At 65.5% G+C, this 25,267-nt stretch carries 25 protein-coding genes; 13 read left to right on the top strand and 12 right to left on the bottom strand.

All coding sequences use genetic code 11. The annotated features are described in order from the left end of the window. Positions 1-3: 3 nt before the first annotated feature. Genes lpxK through ACFSCT_RS00810 form a run of 3 tightly spaced genes read right to left on the bottom strand, consistent with a single transcriptional unit; the run spans position 4 to position 2,568 of the window. Positions 4-1,005: a tetraacyldisaccharide 4'-kinase gene (gene lpxK / locus ACFSCT_RS00820; protein WP_379139405.1), complete on the bottom strand. Its 1,002-nt coding sequence runs from the start codon at positions 1,003-1,005 to the stop codon at positions 4-6. Further along, positions 1,002-2,303, bottom strand: a complete 1,302-nt coding sequence (locus ACFSCT_RS00815) for a 3-deoxy-D-manno-octulosonic acid transferase (RefSeq protein ID WP_379139403.1) — start codon at positions 2,301-2,303, stop codon at positions 1,002-1,004. The genes lpxK and ACFSCT_RS00815 overlap by 4 nt, the downstream gene beginning before the upstream one ends. 10 nt (positions 2,304-2,313) lie before the next feature. Beyond that, positions 2,314-2,568, bottom strand: a complete 255-nt coding sequence (locus ACFSCT_RS00810; protein WP_379139401.1) for a DUF4170 domain-containing protein — start codon at positions 2,566-2,568, stop codon at positions 2,314-2,316. A 116-nt stretch (positions 2,569-2,684) separates the two neighbouring features. On the opposite strand from ACFSCT_RS00810, the gene ACFSCT_RS00805 reads away from it, so the two are divergent. The 6 genes from ACFSCT_RS00805 (at position 2,685) to ACFSCT_RS00780 (ending at position 8,707) form a co-directional block, all read left to right on the top strand. Further along, entirely contained in the window at positions 2,685-3,965 is a 1,281-nt protein-coding gene (locus ACFSCT_RS00805; RefSeq protein WP_379139473.1) for a bifunctional folylpolyglutamate synthase/dihydrofolate synthase, read from the top strand. A 43-nt stretch (positions 3,966-4,008) separates the two neighbouring features. Then, on the top strand, positions 4,009-4,332 hold the full coding sequence (locus tag ACFSCT_RS00800; protein ID WP_379139400.1) for a chorismate mutase: 324 nt from the start codon (positions 4,009-4,011) through the stop codon (positions 4,330-4,332). A 75-nt stretch (positions 4,333-4,407) separates the two neighbouring features. After that, entirely contained in the window at positions 4,408-5,106 is a 699-nt protein-coding gene (locus tag ACFSCT_RS00795; RefSeq protein WP_379139398.1) for a CDP-alcohol phosphatidyltransferase family protein, read from the top strand. Positions 5,107-5,154: 48 nt separating this feature from the next. Further along, positions 5,155-6,630, top strand: a complete 1,476-nt coding sequence (locus ACFSCT_RS00790; RefSeq protein WP_379139396.1) for an ABC transporter substrate-binding protein — start codon at positions 5,155-5,157, stop codon at positions 6,628-6,630. 222 nt (positions 6,631-6,852) lie between these two features. Next, positions 6,853-7,902, top strand: coding sequence for a Dyp-type peroxidase (locus ACFSCT_RS00785; RefSeq protein WP_379139395.1), 1,050 nt, complete (start codon positions 6,853-6,855; stop codon positions 7,900-7,902). 1 nt (position 7,903) lies between these two features. After that, entirely contained in the window at positions 7,904-8,707 is an 804-nt protein-coding gene (locus tag ACFSCT_RS00780; protein ID WP_379139393.1) for a family 1 encapsulin nanocompartment shell protein, read from the top strand. A gap of 130 nt (positions 8,708-8,837) precedes the next feature. Here the strand turns inward: ACFSCT_RS00780 and ACFSCT_RS00775 are convergent, their stop codons facing one another. Continuing rightward, positions 8,838-10,136: a hypothetical protein gene (locus ACFSCT_RS00775; RefSeq protein ID WP_379139391.1), complete on the bottom strand. Its 1,299-nt coding sequence runs from the start codon at positions 10,134-10,136 to the stop codon at positions 8,838-8,840. A 138-nt stretch (positions 10,137-10,274) separates the two neighbouring features. Further along, positions 10,275-11,087, bottom strand: a complete 813-nt coding sequence (locus ACFSCT_RS00770; RefSeq protein ID WP_379139390.1) for a L,D-transpeptidase — start codon at positions 11,085-11,087, stop codon at positions 10,275-10,277. Between the two features lie 402 nt (positions 11,088-11,489). Here ACFSCT_RS00770 and ACFSCT_RS00765 point away from each other — a divergent pair, with 402 nt between their 5' ends. From ACFSCT_RS00765 to ACFSCT_RS00750, 4 genes are all read left to right on the top strand, one after another. Continuing rightward, positions 11,490-11,753 carry a GlsB/YeaQ/YmgE family stress response membrane protein gene (locus ACFSCT_RS00765; RefSeq protein ID WP_379139389.1) on the top strand — a complete coding sequence of 88 codons (264 nt, stop codon included), beginning with the start codon at positions 11,490-11,492 and terminating at the stop codon, positions 11,751-11,753. A gap of 308 nt (positions 11,754-12,061) precedes the next feature. Further along, positions 12,062-13,690 (top strand): MFS transporter, encoded by a 1,629-nt coding sequence (locus tag ACFSCT_RS00760; RefSeq protein WP_379139388.1) that lies wholly within the window; start codon positions 12,062-12,064, stop codon positions 13,688-13,690. Continuing rightward, positions 13,687-14,151 (top strand): GNAT family N-acetyltransferase, encoded by a 465-nt coding sequence (locus ACFSCT_RS00755; protein WP_379139387.1) that lies wholly within the window; start codon positions 13,687-13,689, stop codon positions 14,149-14,151. Before ACFSCT_RS00760 ends, ACFSCT_RS00755 begins: the two co-directional genes overlap by 4 nt. A gap of 64 nt (positions 14,152-14,215) precedes the next feature. Beyond that, positions 14,216-15,154 (top strand): SMP-30/gluconolactonase/LRE family protein, encoded by a 939-nt coding sequence (locus tag ACFSCT_RS00750; RefSeq protein WP_379139385.1) that lies wholly within the window; start codon positions 14,216-14,218, stop codon positions 15,152-15,154. Here the strand turns inward: ACFSCT_RS00750 and ACFSCT_RS00745 are convergent. From ACFSCT_RS00745 to ACFSCT_RS00730, 4 genes are read right to left on the bottom strand one after another with little or no spacing between them, the layout of a single operon-like run. After that, positions 15,129-15,977, bottom strand: coding sequence for a sugar phosphate isomerase/epimerase family protein (locus ACFSCT_RS00745; protein ID WP_379139383.1), 849 nt, complete (start codon positions 15,975-15,977; stop codon positions 15,129-15,131). The two genes, ACFSCT_RS00750 and ACFSCT_RS00745, sit on opposite strands and share 26 nt — an antisense overlap. Continuing rightward, the gene (locus tag ACFSCT_RS00740; RefSeq protein WP_379139382.1) at positions 15,974-17,125 is read right to left on the bottom strand and encodes a dihydrodipicolinate synthase family protein; all 1,152 of its coding nucleotides are present in this window, start codon (positions 17,123-17,125) and stop codon (positions 15,974-15,976) included. The genes ACFSCT_RS00745 and ACFSCT_RS00740 overlap by 4 nt, the downstream gene beginning before the upstream one ends. Positions 17,126-17,136: 11 nt before the next feature. Next, a complete protein-coding gene (locus ACFSCT_RS00735; RefSeq protein WP_379139380.1) occupies positions 17,137-17,904 on the bottom strand; it encodes a 3-ketoacyl-ACP reductase in 768 nt (255 codons plus the stop codon). Beyond that, complete coding sequence (locus ACFSCT_RS00730) at positions 17,901-19,043, bottom strand: acyl-CoA dehydrogenase family protein (RefSeq protein ID WP_379139379.1); 1,143 nt, start codon at positions 19,041-19,043, stop codon at positions 17,901-17,903. Before ACFSCT_RS00730 ends, ACFSCT_RS00735 begins: the two co-directional genes overlap by 4 nt. 145 nt (positions 19,044-19,188) lie before the next feature. Between ACFSCT_RS00730 and ACFSCT_RS00725 the strand changes: the two genes are divergently transcribed. Both ACFSCT_RS00725 and ACFSCT_RS00720 read left to right on the top strand, forming a co-directional pair. Then, a complete protein-coding gene (locus ACFSCT_RS00725; protein ID WP_379139378.1) occupies positions 19,189-20,205 on the top strand; it encodes an aldo/keto reductase in 1,017 nt (338 codons plus the stop codon). Positions 20,206-20,235: 30 nt separating this feature from the next. Further along, positions 20,236-20,691 (top strand): MaoC family dehydratase, encoded by a 456-nt coding sequence (locus tag ACFSCT_RS00720; protein ID WP_379139376.1) that lies wholly within the window; start codon positions 20,236-20,238, stop codon positions 20,689-20,691. Positions 20,692-20,724: 33 nt separating this feature from the next. On the opposite strand, the gene ACFSCT_RS00715 is transcribed toward ACFSCT_RS00720, so the two are convergent. Beyond that, positions 20,725-21,036 carry a Dabb family protein gene (locus ACFSCT_RS00715; RefSeq protein ID WP_379139375.1) on the bottom strand — a complete coding sequence of 104 codons (312 nt, stop codon included), beginning with the start codon at positions 21,034-21,036 and terminating at the stop codon, positions 20,725-20,727. Then, the gene (locus ACFSCT_RS00710) at positions 21,036-22,637 is read right to left on the bottom strand and encodes an acyl CoA:acetate/3-ketoacid CoA transferase (protein ID WP_379139374.1); all 1,602 of its coding nucleotides are present in this window, start codon (positions 22,635-22,637) and stop codon (positions 21,036-21,038) included. Before ACFSCT_RS00710 ends, ACFSCT_RS00715 begins: the two co-directional genes overlap by 1 nt. A 160-nt stretch (positions 22,638-22,797) precedes the next feature. On the opposite strand from ACFSCT_RS00710, the gene ACFSCT_RS00705 reads away from it, so the two are divergent. After that, positions 22,798-23,616, top strand: a complete 819-nt coding sequence (locus ACFSCT_RS00705) for an aldo/keto reductase (RefSeq protein WP_379139372.1) — start codon at positions 22,798-22,800, stop codon at positions 23,614-23,616. A gap of 46 nt (positions 23,617-23,662) precedes the next feature. On the opposite strand, the gene ACFSCT_RS00700 is transcribed toward ACFSCT_RS00705, so the two are convergent. Further along, positions 23,663-25,267: a GMC family oxidoreductase gene (locus ACFSCT_RS00700; RefSeq protein ID WP_379139371.1), complete on the bottom strand. Its 1,605-nt coding sequence runs from the start codon at positions 25,265-25,267 to the stop codon at positions 23,663-23,665.

The raw sequence follows: 25,267 nt of genomic DNA, 5'->3' as shown, positions 1-25,267 counted from the left end.
CGCTCAGCTCTGGTTTGCGAACAAACCGTCCAGCGCGGACTGCAACGGCTTCGGATCGTCGACGACCAGCCGCACCGGCAGCGCCAGAACCTTGGGCCGGAAGGCGCGGGGCAGCCGGACGGCATCCTTCTCGGTGGTGACAAGCTGCGCGTTCCAGCGCATCGCATCGGCCTCGAGCCGGGTCAGCAGGGCGGCGGTGAACGGCTGGTGATCCTCAAGCGCCTCGGCATGGGCGATATCGGCGCCAAGATCGAGCAGGGTCCGAAAGAATTTCTCGGGGTGACCGATGCCCGCGAAGGCCAGCACGCGATGACCGGCCCAGTCGATGCCGGTCTGCAAGGGCTCGAGCCGCCCGGTCAGATGGGGAAGTCCGGGTGGCGCGCCCCGCAGGTTTGCGGCAAAGGCGGTCTGATCCGCCGCGCCGCCGATCGACAGAAGGTGCGTGGCACGGCCAAGCCCGACCGGAACCGGCTCGCGCAGCGGACCGGCGGGCAGGCAGGCGCCATTGCCAAAGCCGGGGCCGGCGGCGACCACGACGATATCCAGATCATGGGCCAGCGACGGATCCTGAAATCCGTCGTCCAGCACGATAGCCTCGGCACCCGCCCCGATCGCCGCAACCGCGCCCGCATGTCGGTCGTCGGCGACCCAGACCGGGGCGAATGCCGCCAGAAGCAGCGGCTCATCCCCGACGCGCTCGGCGCTGTCGGCGCGTTCGTCCACCCGATGCGGCCCCTTTTCGGTGCCGCCGAAGCCACGGCTTACGACATGCGCGTTGATGCCCATGCCCGACAGTTCCTGCAGCAGCCAGATCACCGTCGGGGTCTTGCCGGTACCGCCCGCGTTCAGGTTGCCGACACAGATGACCGGCACCGAAAGGCGCGCCCGTTTGCCGTTACGCAACCGCCGCGCGGTGGCCGCCCCATACAGCGCCCCCAACGGCCCGAGCAGGGTCGAGATCACGCCCGGCGGCCTGAACCAGAATGCCGGTGCGCGCAGGTTCATTTCCCGGGCCCCGGTGCGGCCAGCCGGGGAACGTCAGGTGCCGGAAGTCTGGCCAGAATGCGCCGCGCCACCCGCTCGGCCACCGCCGCACCGCCGGTACAGATCTGCCATGCCGCCGTCGCCAGATTGGCGGCCTGTTCGGGGGACAGAAGATCGGTCAGCCCCGCGATAAGCTCGCCCTCATCCCCCGCGATGCGCGCCGCATTACCGCCGTTCAACTGCTCGAAGGCGGTGCCGTAGGGTGCGGTTTCGCGCCCGTGCAGGATCGCCGAGCCAAGTGCCGCCGCCTCGAACGGGTGGCGCGGCGGCGTGCCGTCCGGGACGATGGTGCCACCGATAAAACTGACCGAGGCGATCCGGTACCACAGGCCAAGCTCGGCCGGATCGTCGACGATCAGGATCTGCACTTCCTCATCGGGATCCTCATTGTCGGCGCGGACCGCAACCACCCAACCGGCCTCGCGCAGCGCGCGCGCCAGTTCCGTGATGCGCGAAGGGTCGGAGGGTTGCAGGATCAGCAGCAGGCGGTGGCTGTGCCGCAACGCCATCCGGTGCGCATTCAGGACGATCGCCTCCTCGGGCGCCGTGACGCAGGCCGCGAACCAGACCTGCCGGTTGCGTATAAGCTTTGCCAGGGCGTCCCTTTCACCCTCAAAGCAATGCAGGGGTGCGAGGGTTTCGGTGATTGTGCCGATCGTCTCCAGCCGGTCGGAAACGGCGCCCTGCCGGACGGCTTCGGCCCGGCTGCCGGCGTCGGGAACCATGATCCGGTCGATCCGGGCCAGCAATCCGCGCCCCAGCGCATGCCGCATCGGCCAGAACGCCTGTGGCAGGCTGGTCAGCCGCGCCTCGACCATCATGATCGGAATGTGCCGCTCATGCGTCGCGGCGATCATGGCGGCCGGCAGATCGGGACCGACGAGGATCAGCATCGCCGGCCGGATCGCATCAAGCAGCGCCCGCGCCGCCTTGTCGCCCACGGGGTCGGGCACGACATGGGGGCGCGCGCCGGTGGTGTCATCTGCCGGTTCGCCGTCTTTCCCGCCCTCGGCCATCGACATGATGACCCGCACGTCGGGCCGGCTGCGGCGCAGCAGGCCGGTGATCTGCAAGGGCGCCAGCTCGTCCAGACCGCGCCCCAGCCGGAACCAGACGATTGGCCCGTCGCCCGGCGGCAGGTCCGGCGCCTTGAACAGGTCCAGCCGGCGGCTCGGCGTGAACCGCCGGTGCATCCACAATGCCAGACTGCCCAGCGGGCTTTGCCGTCCGGCGGCGGGATGATCGTCCTCTTCGATCACCGGGGCGGGCTCAGTTGCCCAGTTCCTCGGTCGGACCGGCCGCCAGTTCCTCATCCCGCAAACGATGCAGATGCGCGATGAAATACCGGGTCTGGGCCTGATCGACGGTCCTTTGCGCCTCGGCCTTCCACGCCGCGAAAGCCTGCGCGTAATTGGGGTACATGCCCACGATATGGATCTGCGACGGATCCACGAATTCGGTGCGCGACGGGTCGACGAGTTCCCCCCCGAATACAAGGTGCAGGCGTTGCGGTTCGGTGCTCATGTCACGTCCTTCAGTTTCGGATTGCGGGCGGAACTTAACGGATCGGGCCCCTTGGCTTCAAGGTGGTGGCGCATGGCGGCGCGGCGGCATAGATAACGCCCGAGACCATGGCGGAGATACCCATGCCCGATTCAGACCAGATCCTCGCCCGTCTGATGGCGCTGCATCCGAAGGTGATCGACCTGTCGCTGGACCGGCTGCACCGGCTGCTGGCGGCGCTGGATCACCCCGAGCGCCGGCTGCCCCCGGTCATTCACATTGCCGGCACCAATGGCAAGGGCTCGACGCTGGCGATGATCCGGGCGGGGCTGGAGGCCGGGGGGGCGCGCGTGCACGCCTATACCTCGCCACATCTGGCGCGCTTTCACGAACGCATCCGGATCGCGGGCGCGTTGATCGGCGAAGACGCCTTGTCCGCCACGCTTGAGGAATGCGAGGCCGCCAATGCCGGGCTGCCGATGACCTTCTTTGAAATGACCACGGCAGCGGCGTTTCTGGCATTCTCGCGCACCCCGGCCGACTACACCCTTCTGGAGGTCGGTCTGGGCGGCAGGCTTGACGCGACCAACGTCGTCGAAAAGCCGCTTCTGACGGTGATCACGCCGGTCAGCATCGACCACACACAGTATCTGGGCGAGACGCTGGCGCTGATCGCGGGCGAAAAGGCCGGTATTCTCAAGCGTGGCGTGCCCTGCATCGTCGCCCCGCAACAGCCCGAGGCGCTGGAGGTGATTGAGGATAAGGCCGCGCGGCTGTCCGCGCCGCTGTCGATCGGCGGCCAGGACTGGCAGTCATGGGAGGAACGCGGCCGGCTGGTGTTTCAGGATCAGCGCGGGCTGCTGGACCTGCCGCCGCCGGTCCTGCCGGGTCCGCATCAGTTCCAGAACGCGGGCACGGCGCTGGCCGCGCTGCGTCATCTTGACGCAACCAACCAGCAATGCGAGGCCGCCGTGACCCGCGCCGAATGGCCGGCACGGATGCAACGCCTGACCCGGGGCCCGCTGGCCGAGATCGCCCGCGATGCAGGGTGCGAGCTTTGGCTGGACGGCGGCCACAACCCGGCGGGGGGGCAGGCCGTGGCCGACACGCTTGCCGCCATGCCGCGCCGCGAAACGCATCTGGTCTGCGGCATGCTGAACACCAAGGATATCACCGGCTATCTGAAACCGCTTGCCAAGCAGGCCCGCAGTCTGACCGCCGTCTCGATCGAGGACGAGCCGAACACGCTTCCCGCCGACCAGACCGCCGCGGCGGCCCGCGCGGTGCGGATGCCGGCCGAAACCGCGGAGGATGTGACGACCGCCGTCGCCGATCTGGCACGCGCCTATCCGGGCTCCAGAATCCTCATCTGCGGCTCGCTTTATCTGGCGGGCCGGGTATTGCGCGAAAACGGATAGCCGCTTCCCCGGGGTTGCGTCCGCGCGCTTTGAAAGGCATGCGATGAATATGAAGAACGACATCGACTCCATCCCCGACATGGCCGCGCTGCGCGCCCGCATTGATCAGGTCGATCAGCAGTTGATCTCGCTTCTAGCCTATCGCACCCGGCTGATCGACCATGCGGCGCAGATCAAGGCGCGGGAAAATCTTCCCGCCCGGATCGACGACCGGGTCGAGCAGGTCGCGAACAACGCCCGCCGCTGGGCGGCCGAACAGGGCGTCGACCCCGATCTGGCCGAACGGCTGTGGCGCACCATGGTCGAACATTTCATCGCGCAGGAAGAAACCATTCTTTCCGGCGACGACCCTGCGACCAAGGACTGAAAACGACGGTTTTTCGTTGATTTGCGGCGCAACGCGGGTTGCACCGCAGGCAAAGCATCGACATAACTACGCAGAATGAGCGCGCGGATCAAAGCCCTACTTGTCCATTTGCTGACTGCGACCGGCGCCGTCCTGTCGATGCTTGCCATGCTGGCGGCCGTCGACGGAAAATGGTCGATGATGTTCCTTTGGCTGGTCATCGCGCTGGTGGTCGACGGGATAGACGGACCTCTTGCCCGCCGATACCGGGTCAAGGAAAACTGGCCGACCTATGACGGTGTCCTCATGGACCTGATCATCGACTATCTGACCTATGTTTTCATTCCGGCATTTGCGCTGTTCAAATCGGGGCTTTTGCCCGGTTGGACCGGCTGGATCGCCATCATCGCGATCGTCTATGGATCGGTGATCTATTTCGCCGACACCCGCATGAAAACCCGCGACAATTCCTTCGCCGGTTTTCCCGCCTGCTGGAACATGGTGGTGCTGTTTCTGTTCGCGCTGAAGCCGAATTTCTGGTTCAGCCTTGCGATCGTCGTGGTTCTGACCGCGACCATGTTCACCAACCTCAAATTCGTGCATCCGGTCCGCACCGAACGCTGGCGTGCGATCACGCTGCCGATGGCGCTGTTGTGGGTGGTCTGTGCCGCCTGGGCCGCGATGGTCGATTTCCACCCGCATAGCTGGGCGCATTGGGGCCTTCTGGTCAGTACGCTGTGGCTGGTTTTCGCGGGTATCCTGCAAGAGCTTTTCCCGCCCCGGGAACGACCCTGAAGACCGTCAGCCGGCCGTCCGGCCAAGCCAACATACGCGGAGGATCCGATGTTCCACCACCTGCGACTGACCGTAGCGGCCCTTGCGCTCAGCGCAGGTACGGCACTGGCCGCGCCGCCTGACAGCATCACCATCGGCATGGTGCTTGAACCGCCGAACCTTGATCCGACCGGCGCGGCGGCGGCGGCCATCGACGAGATCGTATATCAGAACGTCTTTCAGGGCCTGACCCGTGTCGCGGCGGACGGCACCGTTCAGCCCGACCTGGCCGAAAGCTGGCAGGCCGAGGACGGCGGCAAGGTTTATGTGTTCAAGCTGCGCCCGGGCGTGAAATTCCACGACGGCAGCGATTTCAACGCCGAGGACGTGATCTTTACGCTGGACCGCGCCCGCGCCGATGACAGCACCAATCCGACGAAAACCCTGTTCACCGGCATCGACAAGGTCGAGGCGGTGGACCCGCTGACGGTGCGCGTCACGCTCAAATCCCCTGACGGCGGCTTTCCGTTCAAGATGGCATGGGGCGACGCGGTGATGGTCGACAAGGCCAGCATCGCCGATATCGCCACGCATCCGGTCGGCACCGGTCCGTTCCAGTTCAGCGCGTGGAAACAGGGTGACAGCATCACCCTGACCGCTTTCCCCGATTACTGGGGCAAGAAGCCGGCGCTGAAATCCGCCACCTTCCGCTTTATCAGCGACCCGACGGCGGCGTTCGCGGCGATGATGGCGGGGGATGTCGATGCCTTCCCGATATATCCGGCGCCCGAAACGCTTGATCAGTTCAAGGCCGATCCCCGCTTTCAGGTCATGGTCGGCACGACCGAGGGCGAGACGATCATGGCGATGAACAACGCCAAACCGCCCTTGGACAACGTCAAGGTGCGCGAGGCGATAGCCCATGCGATCAACCGGCAAGAGATCATCGACGGCGCCATGTTCGGCTATGGCACCCCGATCGGCACCCATTTCGCGCCGCACAATCCCGATTATGTCGATCTGACCGCCAAATCGGCCTATGACCCCGAATTGTCGAAAAAGCTGCTGGCCGAGGCCGGCGTCAAGGACCTGACCCTGCGCCTTGCCCTGCCGCCGCCACCCTATGCGCGCCGGGGCGGTGAAATCGTCGCCGCCGAATTGCGTGCGGTCGGCATCAACACGCAGATCACCAATATGGAATGGGCCCAGTGGCTTGAAACGGTGCACAAAGGCGGCGATTTCGACCTGACCATCGTCAGCCATGTCGAGCCGATGGACATAGATATCTATGCCCGCGACCCCTATTATTTCCGCTATGCCAAACCCGCCTTCGTGGCGCTGATCCAGAAGCTGAACGAGACCACCGATCCGGCCCAGCGGTCGGATCTGCTGAAGCAGGCCCAGACCATGATCGCCGATGATTTCGTCAATGTGTACCTGTTCCAGCTTGCCAAGACCGGGGTCGCCGACGCGCGGCTGAAGGGGCTGTGGCAAAATGCGCCCATGCCCGCCAATGACCTGTCCGAGGTCAGTTGGTCGGAATGATCCGGGGCGCGCGGGGGCCGGCCACGCACCGCCCCACAGGGACGGCCGGCCAACGTTCCCCGTCCGCGCCCAACGCCTTGCCCCTGCGCCCTGCCGCTGGCAAGATCGACGCTGAGTCTGCATCGGGGGGCGTTCCGCCCACTGCGGCCACTCGGCCCGATGACGTGACGACTGACGCTGCGGCCGGCTTGCCGTGCCGATGACCGATAAGCAGGAGAGCCCATGGCGCCCCAGCCACAACCCGTTATCTTGTCACTGACCCGCTCGGCGATTTTCCTTGTCGTCACCGTCAACGACGGGGACGCGGCCACCCGCGCGGTGCAGGGCCTGCTGGCCGATGTCACCTCCCTTGTTCGCGCCACCGGGTTCCGCCGGCCGAACGGGCTGCTGTCCTGCGTCGTCGGCATCGGTGCGCATGTCTGGGAACGGCTTTACCCCGGCCCCCGGCCGCGCGAACTCGCGCCTTTGCAGGCCATCGACGGCGTGCATACCGCCCCCTCGACCCCGGGCGACATCCTGTTCCACATCCGCGGGATGGAAGTCGACATGTGTTTCGAGTTGGAGTCGAACATCCTTGCCCGTCTGGCCGGCTATACCAAGGTCGTGGACGAGACGCCGGGTTTCCGTTTCTTCGACAGCCGCGACCTTCTGGGTTTTGTCGACGGGACCGAGAACCCCAACGGCATCGCCCGCAGCGAGGCCGTGCTGATCGGCGACGAGGATCCCGATTTCACCGGCGGCAGCTATGTCATCACCCAGAAATACCTGCATGACCTTGCGAAATGGAACGCCATCCCGGTCGAACAGCAGGAACGCATCATCGGCCGCAAGAAACTGTCGGATGTCGAGCTGCTCGACGCCGAAAAGCCCAGCTATGCCCATAACGTGCTGAACGTGATCGAGGACGAGGACGGAAACCAACTGGATATCCTGCGGGACAACATGCCGTTCGGGCGCCCGGCCGAGGGAGAATTCGGCACCTATTTCATCGGCTATGCCTGCACGCCCAGCCGCACGATCCGGATGCTGCGGAACATGTTCATCGGCCTTCCGCCCGGCAATTACGACCGTATTCTGGATGTAAGCACTGCGGTCACGGGCACGCTGTTCTTCGTTCCGACCGTGGACATGCTGGATGCGACCGGAACCCCGCCGAAACCCGCCGCCGAAGAGACTGGCACCGAAAAATCTGGACCAGAAAAGACTGGCACCGAGAAATCCACCCCAGAGCTTGCCGGCTCGCTGGGGATAGGCTCGCTGAAAGGAGACTGACATGGACAATCTTCACCGCTCGCTTGCCCCCATCAGCACCGCCGCATGGGAGCAGATGGAGGATGAGGCGCGCCGCACGCTCCGCCGTTATATGGGCGCACGCCGGGTCGTCGATCTGCGCGGGCCCAATGGCTATGACCATTCCTCGGCGAATCTGGGTCATCTGCGGCCGATCAAAAGCGGCTTTGACGGTCTGGACACGGCGCAGCGCGTCGTGCTGCCGCTGGTCGAGTTCAAGGCGCCGTTCACGCTTAACCGCGAACAGATCGACAATGTCGCGCGCGGCGCACAGGATTCCGACTGGCAGCCACTGAAGGATGCGGCGCTGAAACTGGCCACGGCCGAGAATGTGATGGTGTTCGAGGGGATGAAGGCCGCCGGGATCGAGGGTATGCGACCGCTGTCGTCGAACAGCCCCGTGCCGATGCCGGTGGCCGCCGCCGACATTCCCGACGCTGTCGCCCGCGCGGTCGACGTACTGCGCGAGGCCGGGGTGCAGGGGCCCTATGCCCTTATTCTGGGCGATGATGTCTATGCGCAGGTCATGGGCGGCGCCGATGACGGCTATCCGATCATGCGGCACATCCGGGCGCTTCTGGATCATGATGTCATCTGGTGCCCCGGCCTGACCGGAGGCGTCGTGCTGACCCTGCGCGGTGGCGATTTCGACCTCTACATCGGCCAGGATGCGGTGATCGGCTATGACAGCCACACCGCCACCACGGTCGACCTGTACCTGCTGGAAACCGCGGCGTTCAAATTGCAGACGACCGAGGCGCTGGTCTCGATGCCCGCCTCGGCCTGATCGCGGCTTCGCGACCTTCCCCCCTCGCGACGACAGGGTTCCGATAAGGATAAGCCGACCCCAAGCAGGCCGGCTTATCCAATCCCGGGCTTCGCAGCGTCGCCCCCGTTGCCCAATCAGCCGCGTCTGATTACGTGCGCGGGCCGGATTTGCTGCGCCCCGACAGATCGCCCGTCGCCTCGGGGCTGGTCGTGGCCTCGACCTGCTGGGTGGTATCGCGCGGCGGTTCGGGCGGCTCGCCCGCATGCGCCGGATGCGCGGCATCATAGGCGCGCTTCTGGGCAAGCGCCTTTTCGGCGATGTCCTTCTGCGTCGGCGCCGATTTCCGTGAACGCCGGGTCGGCGCGCTTGCGGCGGCTGGTTTGGCGCCTGCCGCCTTCGACGCGGTGGACCGGCGCCCGGATTTCACCGGGGTTTCGCCAGCGGCGGCATCGGCCTTGGCTTTGCGTGCCGTCCCGGATGCGCGCGCGGCGCGGGTCGTGGTCGGGGCCGCGCGCCGGCTGGTTTTCGCCGGGGTCTCACCGGCGGCGGCCGCAGCCTTGGTCTTGCGCCCCGCGCCGGTTTTGGCCGCGCCGGTCGCGGTTGCTTTCCGGCGGGTGGCGGGGGCTGCGGCTTCCGTGCCCGCCACCGCCTTCGATGAGGTGGCCCTGCCCCGGCGCGCCGGTTTTTCCGATGCGGGTTCCGCCGCCGCCGTCGAGGTCCGGCGCACGGGCTTGGTCGCGGCGGCGGTCCCGGCGGCCGCCGACTTGCGGCGGGTCGCCGTTCCCGGCGCACGGTCGGCCCTGGCCGCCGCCGCCGTCTTGCGGGTCGCCCTGCGCACGGCCTCGGAGCCGGTCTTTCCCTCTGCCGCGCCACCGTCGGCGGGTCCCGAGGTCACCGCGCTTTTCGACGCCGCTTTCCGGCCGCCGGATTTTTCGGCCCGCGCCGCGATCTGATCGGTCTTTTTCTGCGCCTTCTTCAGGGCCTTCTCAGCCTCGCGCGCGGCTTTGCGTTCGGCCTTCTTGGCCTCTTTCTCAGCCGCCTTGGCCGCCTTGCGCTCGGCCTTGGCCTTTTCCTTATCGGCAAGTTTGGCCGCCTTGCGGGCCGCCTTGATCTCGGCCTTCTCGGCCGCCGATTTCTTTGACGCGTCCTTGTCCTCGGCCTTACGCTTATCCTTGGACCCGGCGCCCCCGGCTTTAGCGGCGGATTTGCCCTTCGCGAGGCCTTTCGTCGCGATCCGGCGCCGCTTCTCGGCCTGCACCTTGCGCAATCCGGCGGTCAGCGCCTTGGCGCGCTGGGGGTCCTCCGCCTTGGCCGCGTCGCGCGCGACCCGCAACCCGGCGATCAATCCGCCAAGATGCTCGTCGCTCAACTCGGCCGGGTTGCGGCTGCTTTCAACCAACTCGCTTTCCCGCGAGGACAATTTCGCTGCTGGTTTCTTGTCGGCCATCAAACTCTCCATACCTCGGCACGTCCTGCCGGTCAGACAGGAGGATGCGGAGAACACGGGCCGGAAGTCAAAGAAAAACCGGCACGGAAACCCCGCGCCGGTTCACGACATTCACTTTCGGGCGGAAAACGCGCCCGTTCAGTTCCGCGGGGCGGCGGCCGCCGTGGTGGTGGTCGCGGTCGCGGGCGCGGCCTGACCTGCCGGCATCAGATAGCCGTCGGGGGTTTCGACCAACGGGCCTTCCAGACGGACGCTTTCGGCCGAGGTGCGGACGTGGACCGGGGTCCCCATCGGGATGTTGTCGTACAGGTCCAGAATGTCCTGGTTGAACAGACGGATACATCCCGCCGAAGTCGCCTTGCCGATCGACGAAGGCTCCATCGTGCCGTGGATCCGGTACATGGTGTCACGGCCGCCGCGATACAGATACAGCGCGCGGGCACCCAGCGGGTTGCCCAGACCGCCGGGAAGACCATTCTTCACCGGACCGTAAAGTGCGGGATCTTCGCGCACCATGTTGGCGGTCGGGGTCCATGCCGGCCACGGCGCCTTGCGGCGGATGTTGGCATTGCCCGAGAAGCCCTTGCCCTCTTTGCCGACCGCGATGCCGAACCGCATGGCTTCGCCACCGGGCAGCACGTGATAGAGGAAACGGGCATAGGGATCGACGACGATCGTGCCCGGCGCTTCAGAGCCGTTATAGGCCACGCGCTGGCGTTTGGTGCGATCGGTCAGATAGGCCGCGCGGACCGGCGGAATCTCGATCGGCGCGCCGTTGTTGGGACCGGGCACGACCTCGGCCTGGTATTCCGGCGGGACCGACGCGGCGGGCGCGGTGGAGGTGGTGGTGGTCGGCGCGCAGGCTGCGACCAGAGTGGCAAGCGCGATCGCCGCGGCCGCAACGGCGCGGGGACGACGCAAAACGCCAGCATCGCTGAAAAAGCGTGTCACTGTTTGTTCCTCGTCTATGTGGCAGGGCTTTGACATCCCGGCCTTGGCAACATTTCCGTGTCACGTGTCGGGCAGACGACAGGGCGACTCGGTAGACATACATCAATCTGCTGCACAGCGTTCCCGTCAAGGCCGGTCTGCCCCGTTGTGGGCACATCGAACGAAACCGTTGCAGCGATGTCCTGATTTGCACGCTGCGGGCGCCGAACATTAATCACATTCGCGTATCCGGGGCATTCCGGGGCCATATCGACAAAACGGATCGGTTCAAGTTGCCAAAATGTCGCAAACCGCGCCCAGCTCACGATCGAGTGTAGAGGCGGGGAACTGAGCAACCTCAGAGGGTGTTATATTTCACAGACAGGGCAGAACATGCCCGCATCAATAAAGGGAAATTCGCAAATGATTACTGCTCAGGGACTGCTCGTTGCGCTGATCATCGGCGCCATAGCCGGTTGGCTTGCCGGTGAGATCGTAAAGGGCCATGGTCAGGGTCTGGTGATGAACATCATCATCGGTATCATCGGTGCGCTGATCGCCGGTTGGCTGCTGCCCGCCGTGGGTCTGACCATCGGGGGCGCCGGTTCCATTCTTGGCGCGATCATCTACTCGACGATCGGTGCGGTCATTCTGCTGCTGCTGTTGCGGCTGATAAACCGCGCCTGACGGCGCAGTACCGCGAATACCACACGCCTGAGGCGTGAAAGCCCCGCCGGACCCTTGGCGGGGCTTTGCTTTTGCCCGGATCCGACCCGGGGGGCGGTTCCTGCGGGCGTTTCTGGCGGGCGGTTCGGCGGGCGGTGCCGGCCACCAGTCTGGCCATGGTGCGCGCGGCCGCCGGGTGGCGCGGTTTTCCTTTCACCCCGGCTGTTTGAACAGGGGTTTGGGAATTTTGCGCGGACCTCTGTTCCGGGCGGACATTGCAGGCCGCAAAACAGCCGCCTATGGTCGGGCTGATCAGGATCTTCAGAAAAATGCCCGACCGCGCTTCGCCCTTTGCTCCGTTCCGCCATCAGGCGTTCCGCGCCTTGTGGAGCGCGACGCTCGTTTCAAGTTTCGGCGGGCTGGTTCAGGCCGTCGGTGCGGCATGGATGATGACCACATTGACCACCGACGCGACGCTGATCGCGCTGGTGCAGGCATCCAACACCCTGCCGATCATGCTGTTCGCGCTGGCCTCGGGCGCGCTTGCGGACAATCTGGACCGCAAGACGCTGCTGCTGACCGCGCAGATCTTCATGGCGGCGGTATCGCTGATACTGGCGTTCTTTGCCTGGCAGGAATGGCTGACGCCGTGGCTGCTGCTGAGCTTCACCTTTCTGATCGGCGCCGGGCAGGCGCTTTACAACCCGCCGTGGCAGGCCAGCATGGGCGATCTGGTCCCGCGCGAGGATCTGCCGGCGGCGGTGACGCTGAACTCGGTCGGGTTCAACCTGATGCGCAGCGTCGGGCCGGCGGCGGGCGGTATCATCGTCGCCGCATGGGGCGCGGCCACCGCATTCGCCGTCAACGCCGTCAGCTATATTCCGCTGCTAGTCTCGCTGTTGCGCTGGCGGCCGACGCCGACGCCGCGCGTGACCAAGCCCGAGCCGTTCGTGGCCGCGATCGGCGCCGGGCTGCGCTATGTCGCGCTGTCGCCCAACCTTCTGCGCGTGCTCAGCCGCGCCGCGCTGTTCGGCTTTTCGGCGGTGGTGATCCTGTCGCTGCTGCCGCTGGTCGCCAAATCGCACCCGACCGGCGGGTCGATGTTGTTCGGCCTGCTGCTGGGCTGCTATGGCGTCGGTGCGATCGCGGGTGCGCTGCTGAACCCGCGACTGCGCGAAATTCTTAGCAACGAGATGATCGTCCGGCTGTCGTTCTGCGGTTTCGCCTTCGCGGCGGCGGTTCTGGCGCTGACCGATTCGGCGTGGTTGCAGGGGCTGGCGATGCTGCCGGCGGGGGCAAGCTGGGTGCTGGCGCTGTCGCTGTTCAACGTCTCGGTTCAGCTGTCCACGCCCCGCTGGGTCGTCGCGCGCGCCCTTGCCCTTTACCAGACCGCGACCTTCGGCGGCATGGCCGCCGGATCGTGGATCTGGGGCAGCATCGCCAGCGCCCATGGGCTTGATCAGGCGCTGCTGACCTCGGCCGGGGTGCTGATCGCCGGGGCGGTGATCGGCTTTTTCTTCCGCGTGCCCGAATTCGGCAACCGCAATCTGGATCCGGCCAACGCCTTTCGGGAACCGCCCCTGCGGCTGGACCTGCGCGGCCGGTCCGGACCGATCATGATCATGGTCGATTACAAGATTGATCAGGCGGATGTCCCGACGTTTCTAGAGCTCATGGCCCGGCGGCGGGACATTCGCCGCCGCGATGGCGCCCGAAGCTGGGTGATGCTGCGCGATCTGGAGCACCCGGAAATCTGGTCGGAAAGTTTCCATATCGCGACATGGGACGAATATGTTCGCCACAACCTGCGCCGCACCAAGGCCGATCTTGAGGTGATGCGAGAGATCCGCGCATTGCACCGGGGTGAGGGCGATCCCCATGTCCACCGGATGATCGAGCGCAGCTCGGTCTCGCGCCATGACGACATACCGCTGATCGGCAAGCTGGAAGTTCCGTGACCGTGATCGCAAAGGCCGCCGCCCGGGACATGCCACAGGTGCGGGCGCTGTTTCGCGAATATGTCGAAGCGTTGGGTGTCGATCTGGAATTTCAGGCGTTCGAACAGGAGCTTGCCGGCCTGCCGGGCCGATACGCCCCGCCAGCGGGCGCGATCCTGCTGGCGCGGCGGGGCGATGAATTGCTGGGCTGCGTGGCGATGCGGCCGCTGGACGCCCCCGGCGAGGTTGAAATGAAGCGCATGTATCTGCGCCCCGCCGGTCGCGGCCGGGGATTGGGTCGGCAACTGGCGCAGGCGATCGTGGGTCAGGCGCGGGCGGCCGGTTATCGCCGGATGCGGCTCGACACGCTGGACCGGCTGGCCCCGGCGCTGCGGATCTATCGCGCCATGGGATTTGTCGAGACCCCGCCCTATTATCACAGCCCGCTGCCCGGCACGGTATATCTGTCGCTGGAGCTTTAGACCGCCCTTGCAGCTTGCCGCCCCGGCGCCGATCATGAGTGCCTGCGTCGACGGGGGGGATGACATGAACAGCGAACTTTATGAAATGCGCGACCCGCGCTTTGCGCGTCTGATCCATCGCGACGCTGGTTTGCGGCGCATCGCCACGGGTTTTGAATGGGTCGAGGGGCCGGTGTGGTTCCCGGCCTTCAGGATGCTGCTGTTTTCGGACATTCCGTCACAGCGGATGATGCGCTGGACGCCCGACGGGACCTGCGCGGTGTTCCGCGACCCTTCCGGCTACAGCAATGGCAACACCCGCGACCCGCAGGGGCGGCTGTTGACCTGCCAGCACGGCACACGCTCGGTGACCCGGACCGAGGCAGACGGGACGGTGGTGACGCTGGCCAGTGAATCCGGCGGCAAACGGCTGAACTCACCCAATGATCTGGTGGTGAAATCCGACGGCTCGATCTGGTTCACCGACCCGACCTATGGCATCGATTCGGATCTTGAGGGCTATGCCGCCAGACCCGAACAACCCGGCAGCCACGTCTATCGCATCCCACCCGGCGGCGGAAAGGCGGTGCCGGTCATCACCGGCTTCGTGCAGCCGAACGGGCTGGCATTCTCGCCCGACGAAAGCCTGCTTTACGTGGCCGAATCCGGTGGCAGCCACGACAGTTCCGCGCCGCCGGTGATCCGGGTGTTCCCGGTCGTCGGCGACAGTCTGGGCCCCGAGCGCGAATTCGCCCGGATCGAGGATGGCCGGCCCGACGGCATCCGCTGCGACGCCAATGGCAATCTGTGGTCCTCGGCCCGCGACGGGGTTTCGGTCTTTGCGCCGGACGGGACGCTGCTGGGCAAGATTCTGGTGCCCGAGACGGTCTCCAACCTGTGCTTTGGCGGCGAGCGCGGCATACGCCTGTTCATCACCGCGACGACCAGCGTTTACATGATCGCGGTGAATGCGCGGGCAGCCGGCTGGCCGGCGCCGGCTAGCAACAGGCGCGGAAATGGCTGACCATCACATCCAGCACCTCGGCCGGATCCCGTTTCCACCAGTTTTCGGCCGAGAAGATTTCGACCTCGCAGGCACCGTCATAGCCAGCACCCTCGACCGCCGCGCGGATGGTCCGCAGATCGGCGATGCCATCGCCCATCATCCCACGGTCAAGCAGCATGTCGCGGGTGTTTTCCAGCCAGTCGCACAGATGATACCCGAGTATACGGCCCTTTGCCGCGCGCAGGCTTTCGGTCAGCCGGCTGTCCCACCAGACATGATAGACATCGACGGCGACGCCAAGGTTCGTCGCCCCGACCCGGTCGCAGATCGCCAGCGCCTCGGCAACGGTAAAGACGCAGGTCCGGTTGCCGCCGAACATCGGGTTCAGCGGTTCCAGCGCCAGCGCGACGTTTTGCCGGGCGGCGTATTCGGCGAAACCGGCCAGCCGGTCGACCAGCAGCTTCTGCGTCTCGATGACGCCCTTCGTCCCCGGCTCGGTCCCGCCGGTCACGATGGTCAGCACCGGCGCGCCGAGTTCCGCCGCCATGTCGATGCTCTGCCAGACCTCGGCTTCCAGTTTGGGCGGCGTCCCGGATCCGACCAGATAGGGCGTGCGGCACAGGCCGACGACCTGCATCCCCGCCGCCCGCACCCGGTCGCCGATCTTAATCGCCCGGTTGCCGATCTCGCGCCGCCAGAACACGATGCCGCCAAAGCCGCGCGCCGCGCAGGCGTCGATGACCTGTTCCGGCGACCAGCCGGCGCCAGCGCCTTCGACGTTGTGACCAAGGCTGGCGGTGTTCAGCGCAAGCGCCGTGTGATCGGCCGAAAAATCCCTCATCCTGCACCGTAAAGCGCCAGAAGCTGACGCATCCGCCGGACCGCCATTTCAGGATCGCGCAGCAGCCCGGCCTGATCCGCCAGCCGGAAGATTTCGGTGAAATAGGGCAGCGGTCGCATCGCTTGGGCGCCGTTCAGCATGATGAAATGATCCTGAAAACCATTCAGCCACGCCAGAAACACCACGCCGGTCTTGTAATATTGGGTGGGCGGCCGAAAGATCAGCCGCGCCAGCGGCACGGTCGGGTCAAGCGTGGCGCGGAACCCCTTGGCGTCACCCTGCCCCAACTGCCGGACCGCATAGGCGGCGGCCGGCGCCAGCGGGTCGAAAATGCCCAGAAGCGCGTGCGAAAAGCCCTGATCATCGCCCTCGATCAACTCGGGATAGTTGAAATCGTCGCCGGTATACATGCGCACGCCCTTTGGCAGGCGGCGGCGCATGGCGATTTCCTTGTCCTTGTCCAGCAGGCTGATCTTGATCCCGTCGACCTTCGACCGGTTGCGTGTGATCACCTCCAGCGCGGTATCCATCGCCGCGTCGACATTCGCCGCCCCCCAGTAGCCGGCGAGTTGCGGGTCGAACATCTCGCCCAGCCAATGCAGCACCACGGGATGATCGCATTCCGACAACACCCGGTCATAGACCGCGATATAGTCGCCCGGCCCCTTTGCGACGCGGGCAAGCGCACGGCTGGCCATCAGGATCAGCCGCGCGTCCAGCGACTGGATCGCATGCGTCTGCTGCAGATAGGCGCGGATCACATCGTCGGTGTCGCGCGCCGCGCCGGGTTCCAGATGATCGGTGCCGCAGCCGTTCGCGACCAGCGCATCGGGCAGTTCGGCACGGGTGCGGCGGATCAGTTCCAGCGCGCCCGGCCAGTCGAGCCCCATGCCGCGCTGCGCCGTATCCATCGCCTCGGCGATGCCAAGCCCCAGATCGGCCAGATAGCGCCGGAACGCCATCGTCCGTTCCCAGTCGACCGTGGCCCGGCCCGAGGGGTCGTTGCCGGTGAACGGGTCCGCCACCACATGCGCCGCCGAATAGACGGTACGGACCGCATCGCGCAGCAACCTGCCGGCCGCGATGGCGGTGCCGGTCAGGGTGTAATCGGCCTTTCGGCCCTGCGCGTCGGGAAGGGCGATCTTCATCCCATGACCTTTCAGAAGCGTGGAACCAGCATGCCGGCGTCGGCCGAGATTACCTGCCCCGTGGTATAGGGCAGCCGCCCCGAGGCAAGCGAGGCGACGATGCCGCCGACTTCCTCGGGCATGCCCAGACGCGGGAACAAGGTCAGGCCCTGCTCGGCGCGGGCGCGATAGCTCTCGATGACGGGCGCGGTCATATCGGTGACGATCAGCCCGGGCTGGACGTCATAGACGGCGATGTTTTCCGGCCCCAGCCGCACGGCAAGGGCCTTGCTGACCATCGCCGCGGCGGCCTTGCTGGCGCAATATTCGGCGCGTTGCACCGCCACTGCATTGGCGTTGGACGAGGTGATGTTGACGATGGAATGAAACAGATCCTCAGGGCGCGCGCGCGCCAGCAGCCGGCGGGCGAAGGCCTGCGACAGGAAGAACAGCGCCCGCGCATTGACCGACAGGCAGCGGTCCCAACTTTCCGGGCTGACCTCCAGCAGGTCGCCGCGCTGCATGACGCCGACGCCCGCGTTGTTCACCAGCGTGGTCAGCGGACCGATCGCGGCCTCGATCCGGGCCAGTGCGGCATCGTGCAGGGCAATGTCGGACACATCGAACGGCGCCGCCGCCACCGGCACGCCAAGTGCGGCAATCCGGTCGACCGCCCGGGCAAGCTCATCATCCCGCGCCGGCCCGTTGACGGCGATGGCGAAACCCTGACGCGCCAACGCCTCGGCAGTCGCAAGGCCGATGCCGCGCGACGATCCGGTGACAAGTGCCGCCTGTCTCATGCCCGCGCCCCTTTCTTCATCAGCTCACGCGCGATGATCAGCCGCTGGATCTGGTTGGTGCCTTCATAGATCTGGGTGATCTTGGCGTCACGATAAAGCCGCTCGACCTCGAAGCCCCGGATATAGCCCGAGCCGCCGAACACCTGCACCGCATCGGCGGTGCGCGCCACCGCCGTGTCGCCGGCAAAGCATTTCGCCATCGAACAGGCCATGGTCGCGTCGAGCCCGTCGTCGATCTGGGTCGCCGCCGAATGCACCAGCAGGCGGCTGGCCTGAATGTCCTTGGCCATGTCGGCCAAAAGCCACTGCACGCCCTGAAACTCGGCGATCGCCTTGCTGAACTGCTTGCGGGTGCCGGCATATTCGACCGCCGCCTCGAGCCCGGCCTGCGCGATGCCGACTGCCAGCGCGCCGATGCCGACGCGGCCCTTGTTCAGCACGCTCATCATCATGTGGAAACCACGGTTCTGATCGCCCAGAAGCGCGCCCGCGCCCAAGGCCACGTCATCGAAGCTGAGCGCCCCGACCTGGCTCGCGCGCTGGCCCATCTTGTGTTCCTTGGGGCCGCGCCCTACCCCCTTGGCGTGAAGATCGACGATGAAGATCGACATGCCACGGTTGCCCGCCTCGCGATCCGTGCGGGCCAGCACAAAGCCAAGGTCGGCGACCGGGGCGTTGTGGATCCAGATCTTGCCGCCGTTCAGCCGCCAGCCGTCGCCATCCCTTTCCGCCGTGGTGCGGATGCCCGAAACGTCGGAGCCGGCCTCGGGCTCGGTGATGCAATAGGCAACCTTGGTTTTCATGCCGAGGATGTCGGGCAGAAGCGCGCGCTGTCCGGCGGTGCCGTGGCGGACGAGAAGCGATGAGATCAGCTCGACCAGACCGCATTGATCGGCGACGCTGGCGTAACCGCGCGACAGCTCTTCCATCACCACCGCATAGGTAAGGGTGTCGAAACCGGGGCCGCCCATGTCTTCGGGGACGCCGATGCCGAACAGGCCAAGCCGGGCCATCTGGTCATAGATCTCGCCGGGAAAGCGTTCGTCGCGGTCAAGCGACTCGGCGGCGGGACGGATCACCTCATCGGCGAAATCGCGGGCCATGTCGCGGACTTGAAGCTGCGTTTCGGTCAGGTACATCCGGTGCGGTCCTTTGGTAACTGATTGGTTACATAACCGCGGCAACCGACGTGGGTCAAGCCAATTTTCTTGCGCCTTCCCCCTTGTCGCGGGTATCGCAAGATGCGATTAATGCACCGGATGGTTACTTTTGAGGAGAGGTGACATGCAGCCCGGAACCAAGCGCAAATTCGGCCGCGTCGATCTAAAAGTGACCGCGTTCGCCTTTGGCACCGCCCCCTTGGGAAACATCTTCGCGGAAATCGACGAAGCGACCTCGGACGACATGTTCCGGCATGCATGGGATGCGGGCGTGCGGTTCTACGACACCGCGCCGATGTATGGGCACGGGCTGGCCGAACTGCGGACCGGGCAGGCACTCCGCTGGAAGAACCGCGACGATTACGTGCTTTCGTCAAAGGTCGGGCGCGTGCTGCACCCGGCGCGGCGCGACAGCATCGACTTTGCCCCATGGGTCAATGCCGCGCCCTTCACGATGGAATTCGACTATAGCTATGACGGCACCATGCGCGCTTATGAGGACAGCCTGCAACGACTGGCGCTGGAACGCATCGACGTGTTTTTCATCCATGACATCGACGTCTTTACCCGCGGCAAGGACCAGCCCGAGGTTTTCAGGCAGGCGATGGACGGCTGCTATAAGGCGCTGGACCGGCTGCGCAGCGAAGGCGCGGTCAAGGCGATCGGTGTCGGCGTCAACGAATGGGAGGTCTGCCTTGAGGCGCTGAAGCAGCGCGACTTCGACTGTTTCCTGCTTGCCGGCCGCTATACACTGCTGGAGCAGGAGGCGCTGACCGAGTTCCTGCCGCTGTGCGAAAAGCGCGGCGCGGCGGTCGTGGTCGGCGGCGGCTTCAACTCGGGCATTCTGGCGACGGGCGCGAAGCCGGGGGCGAAATACAACTATGCCCCCGCGCCGCCCGAGATCATGGCCCGTGTCGCCAAAATCGAACAGGTTTGCGCCGAATTCGATGTCCCGCTGCCCGCCGCCGCATTGCAATTCGTGGTGGCCCATCCGGCGGTTCCGTCTTTCTGCGCCGGCACCCGGACGGTGCAGCAACTGGACCAGAATCTGGCGTGGTTCAGCCAGCCGATTCCGGCCGAGTTCTGGACGGCGCTGAAATCGCAAGGGCTGATCCGCGAGGATGCCCCGGTCCCGGCATGACGGGTATCGCGTGATGACAGGCATCGCGTGATGTCGGGCAGGCTGTTGCCGGCGGGCCATTACGGCTTCGGCGACCTGCGGGCCGCCGATTACGTTCAGACCGCCGAAGCCACCATCACCGCCGCGATGATCGACGCATTCGCCGCGCTGACCGGCGACAGCTTCGCCATTCATATGACGGACAAGGGCGCGCGCGACAAAGGCTTTCCGGCGCGCGTCGCCCACGGGCTTCTGGTTTTGTCGGTGATCGACGGGCTGAAGAATCAGGCCCCGGCCCAGTTCCGGGCCATCGCCTCGCTTGGCTGGGACTGGCGCTTCCGGCGTCCGGTATTTGCCGGTGACCGGCTGAGCGCCACCCTTACGCTGCGCTCCAAACGCAAGACCAGCAATCCCGGCCGCGGCATCCTCAGACTGGCGGTTGTGGCGCGGAACCAGCACGGCGAGACGGTGCAGGAGGGGCGCAACCTTCTGATGGTGCATCGGTAGACGCGGGCCCCGATCGGGCACGCCCCCCTGCCCCTACAGCCGGATATCGGCGACGAATATCCCCTCGGCACCGCCGTCCGTCTCGGCCAGGATACGGGCGCCGACCGCCTGATGCGCGGGGTCGGCCAGATAGGCGTCGCGCGCCACCTCATCCCGCAGATCGAACCAGAACAGATCGTTGAAACCCCGGACCAGCGGCGTTTCTACCGAGACGTTCCGGAAGCTCTTGAAGTCGAGGATACCGTCGATATGCCCCGACAGCGCGGCTAGGTCGTCATACAGCCCCTGTTTCACCCGATCGGGCGTGCCGGGGCGGAAGCGCAGCGCGACGATATGGCGGATCATCACGCCACCTTTGACAGCGCAGCGCCATGGGCAAGCTTCAGCCGCATCGGCTCGGGCTGGAACAGGCGTGCATCCATCTGGCGGAGGTCTTCGGCCACGAACAGCTTGCCGCCGGCCTGATCCAGAATGTCGCGCTGCAAATCGACGCCCGGGGCGATCTCGGTCACCGTCAAGCCCTGAGGCAGCAGCCGGATCACGCAGCGTTCAGTCACATAGGTGACCTCCTGCCCCTGCGCGCGTGCCCGCTTTCCCGAAAAACTGACCTGCCCGACCTCGGGCACGATCTTGGCGATCTTGCCCTCTTTGTCGATGATCAGCCGGCCGTTTTCCAGATGCATCTTGGCGCCGGCATTGAAGTTGCCCGAAAAGACGATCTTGCGCGCGCGGCTGGTGATGTCGACAAAACCACCGGCGCCGGCAGTCCGGTGCGGCGTTGCCGGCAGTCGGCTGACGTTGACCGACCCGTCGGCGCCGATTTCCAGAAACGACAGCAGCGAACAGTCGAACCCGCCGGCCTGAAAATAGGTGAATTGGTGCGGAGAGGCGACGAAAGCCTCGGCATTGCTGGCGCAGCCGAACTTGAAGTCCAGAAGCGGCACGCCACCGACCGCGCCCTGCTCGATCACCCAAGTGACCTTTCCGTGCAGCCCCTCCTCGATCAGGATGCGCGGCACATTGGCGGAAATGCCAAAGCCGATGTTCACCGCCCAGCCTTCGGCAAGCTCCATCGCGACGCGGCGCGCGATGACTTTCGCCGGGTTGAACTCGGCCATGTTGAAGCTGGCGAGCGGGCGGAACAGCTCGCCCGAGATCGCCGGATCATAGGGGGTGGCGGTGGTTTGCAACTGTTCGGGCGCTTCGACGATCACGTCGACAAGAATGCCCGGCACGCGCACATCATGCGGCCGCAGGGTGCCTTGGGCGGCGACGCGGCGGACCTGTGCGATGACGATCCCTCCGCTGTTCCGCGCCGCCAACGCCATTTCCATGGCGCCAAGGGTCGCGCCCTCTTGCTCGAAGGTCAGATTTCCGTTCTCGTCGGCGGTGCTGGCGCGGATGATCGCCACATCGGGGCGGATCGCCGGAAAGTGCAGCCATGTCTCGCCGTCGAATTCAACCCGCTTCACGATCGGCGCGCGGCGGGCGCTGTCGTTCATCGCGCAACCTTCCAGATCGGGGTCGACGAACGTATCCATCCCGACCTTGGTCAGCACACCGGGCCGTTTGGCCGCACCCTCGCGCAGCATGTCGAAAACGATCCCCGAGGGCACGTTCCACGCCGCGAGATCTTCGGCCAGAATGCGCTGCCAGATCAGCGGCGGCTCGGCATTGGTCGGCCCGGACGGATATGAGCCGCCGATGATCCGGTCGATCATCCCCTTATGCGCGATGTGATCGACGCCCTTGGTGCCGAACATGTCGCCCGCCGCGATGGGGTGGATGCTGGTCAGGCCCCGCGGCGCCCCTTCGGCCAGAAAGCGTTCCCCGAGGGCCCGCAACACTTCATCCGGGCACAACAGCCCCGAAGAGGAGTTGACCGCGATCGTCGCCCCATCCGGGACCAGCGCGGCGGCCTCGGCCGCGGTGCGAAGTTTCGACATCAAGGCATCCTTTCGGGTTGGCATTAAGTAACTGATCGGTTACATACATAATGGCTGTCGGGCTGCCTATTCAAGCAAAAAACGACTCGGCCCGCGGTACAGCCCGGAATACCGGCCCCGAGTACTGGGCCAAAATACCGGCCTTGATGCGGGGAACGTCATGAACATCATCTTTGAAAAGACCTTTCAGCGCGCCTTTGGCACCTATCCGCTAAAGGGTAATACGCTTTCGGACGCGATCCGGGCCGCGATCGCCGCCGGTTACCGGGCTTTCGATACCGCGCAGATGTATGGCAACGAAGATGCGACCGGCGCGGCACTGGCCGATTCGGGCATCGCGCGGGACGAGTTGTGCATCACCACCAAGGTCGGAATCGAGAATTTCACGGCGGAGTTTTTTCTGCCCTCGGTCGAAGCATCGCTGAACGCGCTTCGCGTGGATCAGGTCGACGTGCTGCTGCTGCATTGGCCAGACCCAAGTGTGGATAACCGGAAATCATTGGAGCTGCTTCAGCAGGCGTTGGATCGCGGCATGACCCGGAACATCGGGGTGTCGAATTATACCGCCCGGATGATGCGGGACGCGGTGGCGATCAGCGACGCCCCGCTGGTCGTCAATCAGGTCGAGTTCCATCCGCTGCTGGATCAATCCACGCTGATCGCGGCCTCGATCGAAACCGGCATTCCGCTGTCATCCTATTGCTCGGTCGCGCGCGGCGAGGTGTTCCGGCATGACATTTTCGCCGAAATCGGCCGTGGTTACGGCAAATCCGCCGCGCAGGTGGTGCTGCGCTGGATCCTGCAAAAGGGCGTGCCGATCAACACCATGTCCACGAAGCCCGAAAACATCCGCGCCAATTTCGACGTGATGGATTTCACCCTTTCGGCCATCGACATGGCGCGCATCGACGCGATGAATGCGACGAATTACCGGATCGTCGATCGCAAGCTGGTGCCTTACGCGCCGGCATTCGACTGACGCGGACGAATGCCGGGCACGAACCGCAGCACGCCGCCGCCCGTGCCTAGCGATTGCCCCGTATCAGGTCCGAGGCGCGTTCGGCGATCATGATCGTCGGCGCGTTGGTGTTCGAGCCGATCAGCGACGGCATGGTTGAGCTGTCGCAGATGCGGATCCCGTCCAGCCCGTGCACGCGCAGTTGCGGGTCGACCACCGCCATGCTGTCCTTGCCCATCTTGCAGGTACAGGTCGGGTGATACGAGGTGCGGCCGTATTGGCGGGCATAGGCCTCAAGCTCGGCCTGCGTCCTGACGCTGGCGTCGGGAAACCGGATCTCGCGGATGTATTTCTGCAAGGACGGCTGCGCGAATATTTCCCGGCTGATCCTGATCCCTTCGACCGAGACCCGAAGATCGTCGGGATCGGCCAGAAAGTTCGGATCTACGACCGGATTATCCCGCGCGTCGGCCGATTTCAGCGTCACTGTGCCGCGCGATTTCGGGCGCACGGTATAGCTGTTCAGCGTGACGCCGGACGCCCCGTTGGTCACGCCGGGAACACCCGCCTCGGCACCGGCGCCGGCCAGAAAATGGAACTGAAGGTCCGGCGAGGGCTGCGATCCGGGGCCATCGGCGTACCAGAACGCGCCGCCCTCGACCACGTTCGACGCGACCGGCCCGGTCTTGAACAGCGCATATTGCAAACCGGCCCACAGCATCATCAGCGGGCGGTTGTACTTGTCCAGCGACTCGTGACCCTTGAGCTCGGCCACGATGTCGATGCCGAAATGATCCTGAAGATTCCGGCCGACGCCGGGAAGATCCTGCACAACGTCAATGCCATGGGTGCGCAGATGATCGGCCGGCCCCACCCCCGACAACATCATCAGCTTCGGCGATCCGATCGCGCCCGAGGTGACCAGAACCTCGCTTTCGGCACGCGCGATCTCGGTCTTGCCAGAGACGTTGTATTCAACCCCGACGGCGCGCCGCCCCTGAAACAGGATGCGCAGGACCAGCGCGCCCGTCACCACGGTCAGATTGGCGCGCCCCAGCACCGGGCGCAGATAACCCACCGCGGCCGAACAGCGCCGGTTGTTGCGGGTGGTGGTCTGATAGATCGCGGCGCCTTCCTGCATCGGGCCGTTGAAATCGGGGTTATAGGGTATTCCGGCTTCCTGACAGCTTTGCACGAAGGCGCGGCTCATCGGGTTGGGTTCGGAAAGGTTCGATACGCCCAGCGGGCCGTCGGTCCCATGCCATTCGCCGGCCAGAATGGAATTGCCTTCCGAGCGGATGAAATATTTGCGGATCTGGTCGAACCGCCAGCCGTCAGCGCCTTCCTCATTCGCCCAGCGGTCGTAATCCGAGGGGTGGCCCCGGGTGAAAACCTCGGCATTGATCGACGATCCACCGCCCAGGACACGCGCCTGCGCATAGGGAATCTCGCGGTTGTTGGCGTGCTTCTGCGGCGCCGTCACCAGACCCCATGTCAGCGGGCCGGTGGTCATCTTGGCGAAGCCCACCGGCATATGGATCAGCGGATGGGTGTCGCGCCCGCCGGCCTCGATCATGCAGACCCGGGTTGCGGGATCCTCGCTCAGCCGCGCCGCAAGGACGCATCCGGCCGAGCCGCCGCCGACGATGACGTAATCGAAACCCGTTTCCAT

Origin of the sequence: Paracoccus pacificus (genome assembly GCF_042680785.1) — a bacterium.
GTDB lineage: Bacteria > Pseudomonadota > Alphaproteobacteria > Rhodobacterales > Rhodobacteraceae > Paracoccus > Paracoccus pacificus.
Note: the sequence above shows the minus strand (reverse complement) of the source record. Positions and strands in the feature narration are given on the sequence as shown.